General features: G+C 71.5%; 13 protein-coding genes. 10 read left to right on the top strand and 3 right to left on the bottom strand.

The features are described from left to right. Positions 1-38: 38 nt before the first annotated feature. The 10 genes from ACNAYW_RS04775 to ACNAYW_RS04730 all read left to right on the top strand — a co-directional run bounded on the left by ACNAYW_RS04775 (position 39) and on the right by ACNAYW_RS04730 (position 8650). Positions 39-341, top strand: a complete 303-nt coding sequence (locus ACNAYW_RS04775; RefSeq protein ID WP_068524857.1) for an urease subunit gamma — start codon at positions 39-41, stop codon at positions 339-341. A gap of 7 nt (positions 342-348) precedes the next feature. Then, entirely contained in the window at positions 349-702 is a 354-nt protein-coding gene (locus tag ACNAYW_RS04770) for an urease subunit beta (RefSeq protein WP_415848612.1), read from the top strand. Continuing rightward, complete coding sequence (gene ureC / locus ACNAYW_RS04765) at positions 699-2411, top strand: urease subunit alpha (RefSeq protein WP_415848611.1); 1713 nt, start codon at positions 699-701, stop codon at positions 2409-2411. Before ACNAYW_RS04770 ends, ureC begins: the two co-directional genes overlap by 4 nt. Positions 2412-2421: 10 nt before the next feature. After that, on the top strand, positions 2422-2907 hold the full coding sequence (gene ureE / locus ACNAYW_RS04760; RefSeq protein WP_415848610.1) for an urease accessory protein UreE: 486 nt from the start codon (positions 2422-2424) through the stop codon (positions 2905-2907). A gap of 146 nt (positions 2908-3053) precedes the next feature. Beyond that, positions 3054-3662: an urease accessory protein UreF gene (locus ACNAYW_RS04755; protein ID WP_415848609.1), complete on the top strand. Its 609-nt coding sequence runs from the start codon at positions 3054-3056 to the stop codon at positions 3660-3662. Positions 3663-3673: 11 nt separating this feature from the next. Beyond that, positions 3674-4285 (top strand): urease accessory protein UreG, encoded by a 612-nt coding sequence (gene ureG, locus ACNAYW_RS04750; RefSeq protein ID WP_415848608.1) that lies wholly within the window; start codon positions 3674-3676, stop codon positions 4283-4285. Next, complete coding sequence (locus ACNAYW_RS04745; RefSeq protein ID WP_415848607.1) at positions 4282-5118, top strand: urease accessory protein UreD; 837 nt, start codon at positions 4282-4284, stop codon at positions 5116-5118. Before ureG ends, ACNAYW_RS04745 begins: the two co-directional genes overlap by 4 nt. A gap of 34 nt (positions 5119-5152) precedes the next feature. Then, positions 5153-5743: a GNAT family N-acetyltransferase gene (locus ACNAYW_RS04740; protein ID WP_415848606.1), complete on the top strand. Its 591-nt coding sequence runs from the start codon at positions 5153-5155 to the stop codon at positions 5741-5743. A 94-nt stretch (positions 5744-5837) separates the two neighbouring features. Continuing rightward, the gene (locus tag ACNAYW_RS04735) at positions 5838-8288 is read left to right on the top strand and encodes an AAA family ATPase (protein ID WP_415848605.1); all 2451 of its coding nucleotides are present in this window, start codon (positions 5838-5840) and stop codon (positions 8286-8288) included. Beyond that, entirely contained in the window at positions 8285-8650 is a 366-nt protein-coding gene (locus tag ACNAYW_RS04730) for a hypothetical protein (RefSeq protein ID WP_415848604.1), read from the top strand. The genes ACNAYW_RS04735 and ACNAYW_RS04730 overlap by 4 nt, the downstream gene beginning before the upstream one ends. On the opposite strand, the gene ACNAYW_RS04725 is transcribed toward ACNAYW_RS04730, so the two are convergent. From ACNAYW_RS04725 to ACNAYW_RS04715, 3 genes are read right to left on the bottom strand one after another with little or no spacing between them, the layout of a single operon-like run. Next, positions 8616-9635, bottom strand: coding sequence for an LLM class flavin-dependent oxidoreductase (locus tag ACNAYW_RS04725; RefSeq protein ID WP_415848603.1), 1020 nt, complete (start codon positions 9633-9635; stop codon positions 8616-8618). The genes ACNAYW_RS04730 and ACNAYW_RS04725 overlap by 35 nt on opposite strands. Beyond that, the gene (locus ACNAYW_RS04720) at positions 9632-10369 is read right to left on the bottom strand and encodes a (2Fe-2S) ferredoxin domain-containing protein (protein WP_415848602.1); all 738 of its coding nucleotides are present in this window, start codon (positions 10367-10369) and stop codon (positions 9632-9634) included. Before ACNAYW_RS04720 ends, ACNAYW_RS04725 begins: the two co-directional genes overlap by 4 nt. Next, complete coding sequence (locus ACNAYW_RS04715) at positions 10366-11340, bottom strand: ABC transporter substrate-binding protein (protein WP_415848601.1); 975 nt, start codon at positions 11338-11340, stop codon at positions 10366-10368. Before ACNAYW_RS04715 ends, ACNAYW_RS04720 begins: the two co-directional genes overlap by 4 nt. Between the last annotated feature and the right edge of the window lie 4 nt (positions 11341-11344).

The following is an 11344-nucleotide window of genomic DNA, read 5'->3' as shown; positions in this document are numbered from 1 at the left end:
TTGACGGCCGCCGGGGCAAGGGATTTGAGTGAATTCTCATGCACCTCTTGCCCCGCGAGCAGGACAAACTGCTCATCGTCGTCGCCGCGGACCTGGCGCGTCGTCGCCAGGCCCGCGGGCTCAAGCTGAACCACCCCGAGGCCGTCGCGATCATCACGTACGAGCTGGTCGAGGGCGCGCGCGACGGGCGCAGCGTCGCCGACCTCATGGCCTACGGTGCCACGATCCTCACCCGCGACGACGTCATGGAGGGCGTGCCCGAGATGATCCACGACGTGCAGGTGGAGGCCACCTTTCCCGACGGCACCAAGCTCGTCACCGTCCACCACCCGATCCGGTAGGCGCGCCATGATCCCCGGAGAGTTCCGTCTCGCGCCTACGCCGATCCTGTGCAACGACGGCCGCCCCACGCGCACCGTCCGCGTCGTCAACACCGGCGACCGGCCCATCCAGGTGGGCTCGCACTTCCACTTCGCCGAGGTCAACCGCGCCCTCGACTTCGACCGGTCCGAGGCGTACGGGCACCGTCTGGACATCCCGTCCGGCACCGCCGTCCGGTTCGAGCCCGGCGACCCGAAGACGGTGCGCCTGGTCGCGCTCGCCGGAACGCGCGAGGTCCACGGGCTCGCAAACCGCGTCAACGGCCCGCTCGACGGCGCCGCGGGCCCCGCCGGCGCAGCCGGGAACGGGGGAGACCGGTGAGCTTCGAACTGAGTCGACGTGAGTACTCGGACCTGTACGGCCCCACCGTCGGTGACGCCGTGCGCCTCGCCGACACGGAGCTCTTCGCGGTCGTCGAGCGCGACCTGACCGTCCACGGGGAGGAGGTCGTCTTCGGCGGCGGCAAGGTGATCCGCGACGGCATGGGCGAGAACGGCGTGCTCACCCGCGACCACGACATCCCCGACACCGTGATCACCAATGCCCTGATCATCGACCACACCGGCATCGTCAAGGCCGACGTCGCACTGCGCGACGGTCACATCCTCCGGATCGGCAAGGCGGGCAACCCCCAGATCTCCGACGGCGTGACCATCACCATCGGCGCCGCCACCGAGATCATCGCGGGGGAGGGGCGCATCCTCACCGCGGGCGGCATCGACACCCACATCCACTTCATCAGTGCCCAGCAGATCGACACCGCGCTCAACTCCGGCGTCACCACCATGATCGGCGGCGGCACCGGGCCGGCGGCCGGCACCAACGCCACCACCGTGACGCCGGGCCCCTGGCACATCGCCCGCATGCTGCAGGCGCTCGACGACGTCCCGATGAACATCGGGCTGCTCGGCAAGGGCCACGCCGGCGCGACCGAGCCGCTCGCGGAACAGATCCGCGCCGGCGCCATCGGCCTCAAGGTGCACGAGGACTGGGGCTCGACCACCGCTTCCATCGACAACTCCCTGCGAGTCGCCGACGAGTACGACGTCCAGGTGGCGATCCACACCGACACGCTCAACGAGTGCGGCTTCCTGGAGGACACGGTCGCGGCGATCGACGGCCGGGTGATCCACACCTTCCACACCGAGGGCGCGGGCGGCGGGCACGCGCCGGACATCATCGCCATCGCGGGGCACCCGAACGTGCTTCCCGCCTCGACGAACCCGACGCTGCCGTTCACCGAGAACACCATCGTCGAGCACCTCGACATGCTCATGGTGTGCCACCACCTCAACGCCGACATCCCCGAGGACCTGGCCTTCGCCGATTCGCGGATCCGTCCCGAGACCATCGCCGCGGAGGGCGTGCTGCACGACATGGGCATCATCTCCATCACCTCGTCCGACTCCCAGGCCATGGGCCGCGTCGGCGAGGTGATCACCCGCACGTGGCAGCTCGCGGACTCCATGAAGCGCCAGCGCGGTCCGCTCGACGGTGACCCCGACGGCGGTGACAACGCCCGGATCAAGCGGTACGTCGCGAAGTACACGATCAATCCGGCGCTCGCGCAGGGCATCGCGGAGTACGTCGGCAGCGTCGAGGACGGCAAGTTCGCCGACCTCGTGCTCTGGAACCCCGCCTTCTTCGGGGTCAAGCCCGACCTGGTGATCAAGGGTGGTCAGATCGCCACCGCCCTCATGGGCGACGCCAACGCCTCGATCCCGACGCCGCAGCCGCGCACCATGCGGCCGCAGTTCGGGTCGATGGGGCAGGCCGTTCACGACGCAGCGATCACTTTCCTGTCCACCGCGGCAGCGGAATCCGGCGTCGCCGCCGAGCTCGACCTGCGCAAGCGCACCCTGCCGGTCCGGGGCATCCGCACGCTCCGCAAGCAGGATCTGCCGCACAACGGCGCGACGCCGGACATCACCGTCGACCCCGAGACCTACGTCGTCGCCGTCGACGGGACGCCCGTCCGTTCCGAGCCCGCCTCGTCCCTGCCCTTGACCCAGCGCTACTTCCTGTTCTGAGAGGCGAGAAGTGATCATCGAGACCGTCTCCGGCAATCTCGCCGACCTCGACCCCGCCGAGCTGGGCGCGGTCCACATCGAGCGGGTACCGCTCGCGGGAAGAGATCTGGTCAAACGGATCCAGCGCGTGCGCACCGACCACGACCGGGAGATCGGGTTGCGCCTCGCCGCGCCCGCGGGCCCCGACGGCGACCTTCGCGATGGCGACATCCTGCACCGCGACGAGAAGAACATCATCGCCGTGCAGGTGCTCGCGACCGACGTGCTCGTGATCGCCCCGCGCACCGTGACCGAGATGGGCTGCACCGCACACGGTCTCGGCAACCGGCACCTGCAGGCCCAGTTCTTCGACGCCGATTCCGAGTACGGCGCCGAGGTCATGGTGGTGCAGTACGACCACACCGTCGAGGACTACCTCACCCACCACGGCGTGCCCTTCGACCGCCAGGACCGGGTGCTGCCCACGCCCTTCCGCCACGCGGAGCACACCCATTGAGCACCGTTACGGTCGGCGAAAACGCAGGTGACGGCGTACAGGAACAGTGTTCAACCGGGTCCGGGTCGTCGCCGGGATACCTGCTGCCGCTCCTCCAACTGAGCGACTCCGCGCTCCCGACGGGCGCGTTCAGCCACTCCTTCGGCATGGAGGCCTACCTCGCCGACGGCACGATCACGGACGAGGCCACCTTCGCGGCGTGGTTGCGCGCCTACGTCTCCCGGCAGCTCGCCTACACGGACGGCCTCGCGATCCGGATGATCTACGACGCGCTGCACCTCGGGGACCTGGACCTCGTCTGGAAGCTCGACCGCCTGCTCGCCGCCCTCGCGCTGCCCGAGCAGGTGCGCACCGCGGCCGCGACGATCGGCCGGCGCACCGCCGAGGTGGGCACCGTCGTCGCACCCGAGTCCTTCCTCGGCGACTACCTCACCGAGCTCGACGCGGGCCGCTGCCACGGGCACCCCGCCGTCGCCTTCGCGCTGCTGGCGCACGCGGTGGACGCGCCGCCCGCCGCGGCGATCGAAGCGCACCTCTTCGCCGCCGTGACCTCGCTGACCCAGAACGCCGTGCGCGCCATCCCCGTCGGACAGACCGCCGGCCAGCGGGTGCAGCGCTCGATGCACGACGTGGTGGCCGACGCCGTCGCCACCGCGATGACCCTGACCGATGAGGACCTGGGCGCCGCATCACCCGGGCTCGAGATCGCACAGATGCGGCATCGGCGCCAGCGGGCGCGGATGTTCATGAGCTAGAAGGAGATTCCATGACGACGATCCGGATCGGTGTCGGCGGCCCCGTGGGCGCGGGCAAGACCCAGCTCGTGGAGCGCATCACCCGCCACCTCGCCGACGAGGTGTCGATGGCGGCCATCACCAACGACATCTACACCACCGAGGACGCGAAGATCCTGGCGCGCAACAGCGTCCTGCCCGGCGACCGCATCGTCGGCATCGAGACCGGCGGCTGCCCGCACACCGCCATCCGCGAGGACACGTCGATGAACGAGGCCGCAGTGGCGCGGCTCGTGGCCGCGCACCCGGATCTGCAGATCGTCTTCATCGAGAGCGGTGGTGACAACCTCTCCGCGACTTTCAGTCCCGAGCTGGTGGACTTCTCGATCTACCTCATCGACGTGGCGCAGGGCGAGGAGATCCCGCGCAAGGCGGGGCAGGGCATGATCAAGTCGGACCTGTTCGTGATCAACAAGACCGACCTGGCGCCGTACGTCGGCGCGGACCTGTCCGTCATGGCCGCCGACTCCAAGGTCTTCCGCGGCGACCGCCCGTTCTGCATGACCAACCTCAAGACCGACGAGGGCCTGGACGGCGTGCTGGACTGGATCCGCCGCGACGTCCTCATGCTCGACCTCGCGTGACCGGCGCTGCCGTGCCCGCGCTCACCGGCGAACTCGCACTGACGCTCGCACCGCGAGGGCAGCGCACCGTCGCCGTGGCGCAGCGGCACGCCGGCACCCTGCAGACCCTGCGGCCCCTGTACCTCGACGATTCCGGTCAAGTCACCTACCACGTGGTGAACCCGGGCGGCGGGTGCCTGCGCGGCGATACCTACGCGAACGACATCGAGCTCGAGGCCGGCGCCCACGCCGTGGTCACCACGCAGTCGGCGACCAAGGTCTATCGCACGCCCGGCGGCGGTGCCGCGCAGCACATGCGGATCCGGCTCGGGGCCGGCGCCGTCCTCGAGTACGTGCCCGACGCGCTGATCCTCTACCGCGAGGCCACCTACCGGCAGACCTGCACCGTCGAGCTCGATCCGTCGGCCTCGCTCGTCCTCGCGGAGATCATCACGCCGGGCTGGTCGCCCGACGGTGCGCGGTTCCGCTACGACGAGCTGCGCATGCGCACCGAGATCCACCGCGGCGGAGCACTGCTCGCGGTCGACAACCTGCTCATCGAGCCCGGGCTCGCAGACCCCTCGGGCCTCGGCATCCTCGACGGGCACACGCACGTCGGGTCGCTCACGGCGGTGGACCCGCGCATCGACGACGACCTCCGGGACGAGGTGCACGCTCTGACGGAGGCGGTCGGTGGTGTCCGCAGCGGGCTCACGGCGCTCGCCGGCCCCGGATTCGTCCTGCGCTGCCTCGGTGACGATACCGCCGAGCTGGCGGGCCTGTTCGACGCGGTCATCGCGCTGCTCCGCTCCCGATGGACGGGGCAGGGGCCGTTGCACCTGCGCAAGTACTGACCGCCGGAACCCGCCCTCGGCTAGCGTTCCGGGCATGAGCGGCATCGACGTGCGTCCGGCGAGCGTCTTCGAGGATGTGGCGGCCGTGCTCGGCCCCAAGAAGCAGACCTCCAGCAACTGCTTCTGCCTCTCCTACCGCATCGGCTCGAAGGAGAACCAGGCACTGCGCGGGCCCGACCGGTTCGACCGGGTCCGGGGGCTGTGTGCGGAGGACCCGCCGCCCGGGGTACTCGCCTACGACGGTGCCGAACCCGTCGGTTGGGCGGCCATCCACCCGCGGGCGGACACGAGCTTCGCGACCAACCGCCGCATCCCGCACGTCGACGATCACGAGGAACCGTGGTCGCTGTGGTGCGTGCGGGTGCGGCCCGGGCACCGCAAGCAGGGGATCAGCCACGAGCTGGTCGCCGGCGCCGTCGATTTCGCGCGCGCGAACAGTGCCTCCGTGGTGGAGGCCTACCCCGTCGACAACAAGGGTGCCAAGGTCGACCTGACGATGGCCTACGTCGGCACCCGTGCCCTCTTCGAGCGGGCGGGTTTCGAGTACGTCATGGACACCACGTCGGTGCTGAACGGCTTCACGCGGGTGCTGATGCGGTACCGCACCGACCGCCGGTCGCGCTGAGGCGCGACGTTCGTCGGTGGGTCACCGGGACCGCACAATCCTGTCGGTGCCGTATGCCATTGTTGCCTCAACAACCAGCCGCAGGGGAGGCGACATGGGGGCCGTAGAGGAAGCGATCGAGCAGGACACGATCCGCGAGGTGTGGGAGCTGCTGGATGCGGACGAGGCGATCAGTGAGCAGGCGATGTACCTGGTCGCGGCCGCGCTCGAGGGTGAGGCGCACCTGTTCGCGCAGGCGGGTGGCGCGCCGGCGCCGCAGCGCCCCGGGACAGGGGAGGAACCGGAGGCCGTACCGGATCCCGTGGTCGCCTTCCTGCGCACGATCACCGTCGCCGGGTTCCGCGGGATCGGCCCGGAGGCGCGCCTCGAGTTCGAGGCGCGGCCGGGGATCACGGTGGTCAGCGGCCGGAACGGCTCGGGAAAGTCGAGCTTCGCCGAGGCGTTGGAGTACGCCCTCACCGGGACGAGCTACCGGTGGAAGGAGAAGCGCAGCGCACAGCAGTGGGCCGGCGCCTGGCGGAACCTCCACGCGGGAGCGGTCCGTATCGCCGCGGATTTCGCGATGCAGCAGGCAGGTGGCGGACGGTCGCTGACAGTGGGGGCGCAGTGGGCCGACGACGCCGAGCTCGACGAGGCGCGCCGCTGGGCCCAGGTCGTCTCGGAGAAGCAGACCGGCGTGGCGGAGCTGGGCTGGGAGCAGCCGCTCGCGGTGTACCGCCCGCTGCTCTCGTACGACGAGCTCGGTGGGATCTTCGAGGAGGGGCCGTCCGGTCTGTACGACGCGCTCAACCGCATGCTCGGGCTCGACGCGGTGGCCGATGCGGAGGCGGCACTCAAGGCGCTGATCAAACAGCTCGAGCCGCTCCGCAAGGCCGCCGACGCCGATCGCGCCGTGCTCAAGCGCTCGCTCGCCGCGTGCGAGGACGCGCGCGCCGGGGAGGTCACGCGGTTGATCGCCCGCAAGCCCTACGACCTCGCCGCGATCACGGCGATCACCCTGGGCAGCGCCACGCCGCAGGCGGCCGCGGTCGCGGCCCTGCGGACGTGCGCCGCCGTGTCGTCGCCGGCAGGTGACGCCGAGGCCTCCGCCCTCCGTAGCGCGATCGGCGGCGTGGTCGCCGCCTCCGCCGGCGCAACGGCGGTGGCGCAGCGCCGCAACGCCCTGCTGCGGGACGCCCTGGCCCTGCACACCGACACCGGCGACGGGCCGTGCCCGGTGTGCGCCGCGGGCGAACTCGACGGTGCGTGGCGCAGCCGGGTCGAGGTCGAACTCGCCGATACCGATGCGCAGCTCGCGGACCAGCGCGCGGCGCAGGTCCGCCTCGCGGACGCCGAACGCGCAGCGCGGGACCTGGTCGCCGGCCTCGAGCAGCTGCGTCCCGTCGACGGGCACGCCCTCGACGTCGTCGCGGAGTGGAACGCGGCAGTCGCCGCCGCCCGTGCGCTGCCGTCCTCGTCCGCGGAGTGGCCGGATCACCTGACCGATCGCCTGGGCGCGCTGGCGGAGGTCGGCGGGCGCCTGCGTCCGATCGCAGCGGACCTCGCGTCGGAGCTCGAGGACGCCTGGGCGCCGGTGGCACAGGAGGTCGGCGCGTGGGTCGTGGCCGAGACCGCTGCGCAGGAACAGGACGCGGCTCTCGCGGCGGCGAAGTCGGCCTCCGCGTGGCTCAAGGAGAACGCGGGCACGCTCCGTGGCCGCCGGCTCGCGCCGATCGTCGACCAGGCACGGGCGATCTGGGCCCGGCTGCGGCAGGAATCCGACGTCGACCTCGGCACCATCGAATTGGAGGGCAGCGCCACGCGGCGGCGCGCCGAACTGCGCGGCACCGTCGACGGAAAGCCGGCCGGGACGCTCTCTGTGATGAGCCAGGGCGAGCTGCACGCCCTCGCGCTGGCGCTGTTCATCCCGCGGGCGACTGCGGCGGCGAGCCCGTTCCGCTTCCTGGTGCTCGATGATCCGATCCAGGCGATGGACCCGGCGAAGGTCGCCGGATTCCTCGACGTTCTGCAAGATCTCGCCGCTGAGCGTCAGGTGATCGTGTTCTCGCACGACGACCGGTTGGCGAAGGCCATCCGCAACGCCTCGATCCCCGCGAACCTCATCGAGGTCGTGCGCGAGCCCGGATCGATCGTCGCTACCAAGCCCGCGAACACGCCGGCGCACCGGTACATCGTGGACGCGACCGCGCTCGTCCGCGACGAGGCGCTCGACGATGTGGTCAAGCGCAAGGCGGTCCCGGGGATCTTCCGGCTCGCGGTGGAAGCGGCCGCGCAGCAGCGGTTCTACGCCGAGAGCTCCCGGCGGGGGATTCCGTACGACGAGTCCGAATCGCGGTGGGAGTCGGCCCTCACGACGCAGCAGAAGGTCGCGCTCACGGTCCTGGACGATCCCCGGGGCAACCTCAGTGGATGGAAGTCCCGGCGCGACTGGCGGTTCCCGACGATCGAGATCTGCGCGCGGGGCGTGCACAGCGGTGCCGGGGACCTCGCGGGTGCGTTGCAGGACCTCCGGCGCACCGTCGACGACGTCCTGGAGGGACGGTGACCCCCGGGCTGCTCGCGCGGGCCGAGGAGCTTCTGCGTTCGGGCGGGTCGGCCGGGGCCGGCAACAGCGCCCGGCTTGCCGCCTTTCTCGCCCGCCAGGAGGTGGAGTCGCTCATCGATGCGCGCTGCCGCGAGCTGACCGGCGTCGACGTCACCGGCGCCACGATGAAGGCCCGGATCGCGGTGCTCAAGGCGCTCGACGAGACGGCGACCGGTCGGGTGCTCGCGGCGGCGTGGTACGAGCTGAGCGGGTACTGCCACCACCACGCCTACGAGCTCTCGCCCGGGGCCTCGCAGGTCCGCGGCGTGGTGGCGGGGGTGATCGCGGTCAGCGCCAGCCGAGCGCCGGAGCCACGTCCTTGACCAGCGACTCCAGCAGGCGGGTGTTGTACGCCACGCCCAGCTGATTCGGCACGGTCACGAGGACGGTGTCGGCCTCGGCGATGCCCTCGTCGTCGCGGAGCTGCTCGACGAGGTGCTCCGGCTCTCCGGCGTAGGTGCGGCCGAAGACGGCGCGGAAGTCGTCGATCACCCCGAACTGGTCGTCGCTGGAGCGCTCGTGGCCGAAGTAGGCGCGGCTCTCGTCGTCGATCAGCGGCATGATGCTGCGGCTCACCGAGACCCGGGGCTCGTGATCGTGTCCCGCCTCGGCCCAGGCCTCGCGGAACTTCCGGATCTGGTTCGCCTGCTGCACGTGGAAGGGCTCGCCCGACTCGTCGGTCTTCAGCGTCGAACTCATGAGGTTCATGCCGAGCTTCGCCGCCCACTCCGCGGTGGCGTCCGAAGCTGCGCCCCACCAGATCCGGTCCCGGAGCGTGGGGGAGTGCGGCTCCACCCGCAGCAGCCCGGGCGGGTTCGGGAACATCGGGCGGGGGTTCGGCTGCGCGAAGCCGCCGCCCTCGAGCACCTTGAGCATCACCTCGGTGTGCTCGCGGCCCATGTCGGCGTCGGTCTTGCCCTCGGACGGCTGGTACCCGAAGTACTTGTAGCCCTCGATCACCTGCTCGGGCGATCCGCGGCTCACGCCGAGTTGCAGCCGCTCGCCGGCGATGAGGTCGGCGGCGCCCGCGTCCTCCGCGAAGTACAGCGGGTTCTCGTAGCGCATGTCGATCACGCCGGTGCCGATCTCGATCCGCGAGGTCCGCGCGCCGATGGCGGCGAGCAGCGGGAACGGGGAGCCGAGCTGGTTCGCGAAGTGGTGCACGCGGAAGTACGCGCCGTCGGCGCCCACCTCCTCGGCCGCCACGGCGAGATCGATCGACTGGTGCAGGACGTCTGCCGCGCTGCGGGTCCGCGAGCCGGGCGAATCGGTCCAGTGACCGAAGGACAGGAAGCCGATCTTCTTCATGGCCGCTTCAACTGTGGACTGCGGTCCGAATATTCCTCGGACCGTCGGGCGGCGGACCGTTCCCTGGGGAGCAGGAGGTGGGCGGCGCGCTCCTCCCGGAGCAGGTGCGCATCGACCAGGCCGGGCACCTCGTCGACGGTGACGCCTCCGTACCAGGCGTCGTCCGGCTGCACCGTGACGACGGGCGCGTGATTGCAGGGGAACTGGCACCCGGTGACGGTGACCAGCGCGTCGTCGTCGCCCAGGCCCGCGCGCCGCAGCTCGTCGCCGAAGGCGGAGGTCAGTGCCGACGCGCCGAGGGCGGAGCAGCGCGGGCCGCGGCACACGAGCACCTGATGCCGGTGCCTCGGCACGTCCTCCCACGCCGGCGAGTGCAGGGGCGCGGCGTCCTCCGTCATCGGCGCTCCGCCCGCGGCGATCGCGGCGGCGAGCAGCTCGACGTCGGGAGCGGCGAGGAGCTGCGGCGCGAGCCGGAGGGTCGGCGCACCGTGGTAGCCCCGGAGCCAGTGCGCGGCCACCCGGCGCAACCATGACCGCTTCGGGCCGGGTTGCGCCCAGCCCGCGCCGATGAGCAGGACGTCCGTGGCGCCGCGCTCCGCGACCGCGGTGAGCACGTCGACCAGCGCCGGGTCGTGGACCTGGAGGAAGGCCGCCTCGGCGGAGGCGCTCCGGGCGAGGGCGGTCAGTCCGTCGGGGTCGACGCCGGCGGACATGCCGACGAGGATCGCGGTCACGGCAGCGCCCGGATGCCCTCGGCGACGCGCCGGGCGCCGTCGAGCAGGCGGACGCCGGAGGTGGTCTCCGAGAACGGGATCGCGACGAACCGGTTCTCGCGGACGGCACGGAGCTGGCTCAGGGCGGGATCCTTGCGCGCCTGTTCGATCCGGTCCTGCGCCGGGTGTCCCGTCGTATCGGCCACGACGATCACGTCGGGGTTCGTACCGACCACGTTCTCCAGGGAGACCTCGGCCCAGTTGCCGGGCAGGTGGGCGAAGACGTTCACGCCGCCGACCGATTCGATGAGCAGCTGCGGCGTGCCCTTGCCGGCACCCACGTTGAGCCCGGACGGCGCGCCGTAGTCCCACCAGAAGATCCGCTGGCCCCGCGCGGCGCGCCGGAGCGCGGCACCGCCGAGCTCGGCCTTCTGTGTCGCAATGAGCTTCGCCGCAACGTCCTCGGTGCCGAACGCCCTGCCGGCGGCGGTCAGCTCGTCCCAGATCAGGTCCCACGAGGCGCGTTCGGGCTTCTTCGCGCAGCCGGCCGGGGCGAGCAGGGTCGCGATGCCCTGGCCCTGCAGGCGCGCCCGGGCGCCGGCGTTCTTCTCGCCGAACGCCGAGTTGTACGAGCCGTAGACGAGATCCGGCCGCACCGACAGCATCTTCTCCTGCGTCGGGTACTTCGCGGCCAGTACGGGGATCCGGTCGTAGTCCGCGCGGAAGCGCGGCGCGACGGCGTCGTCGAGGTAGGCCGTGCCCACCATGCGGTCCGCGACGCCGAGGGCGAGCGCCACCTCGGTCGCGCCCTGGTTCATCGTGACGATCCGGCGCGGCTCCGCCCGCACCTCCGACGTGAAGTCGCAGGTGGTGACGCTGACGGGAAACCGCTGCGAGGGGCTCGCGGCCGGCGTCGTCGGGGCGGTGCCGCAGCCGGTGAGCAGGGCGGCCGTCGCGACGGACACGGCGAGGGGAGGGGCGAGGGAGCGCATGGTC

Source organism: Tsukamurella ocularis (assembly GCF_965138335.1).
GTDB lineage: Bacteria > Actinomycetota > Actinomycetes > Mycobacteriales > Mycobacteriaceae > Tsukamurella > Tsukamurella ocularis_A.
The sequence above is the reverse complement of the archived record's forward strand: the minus strand, read 5'-3'. Positions and strand labels throughout refer to the sequence as shown.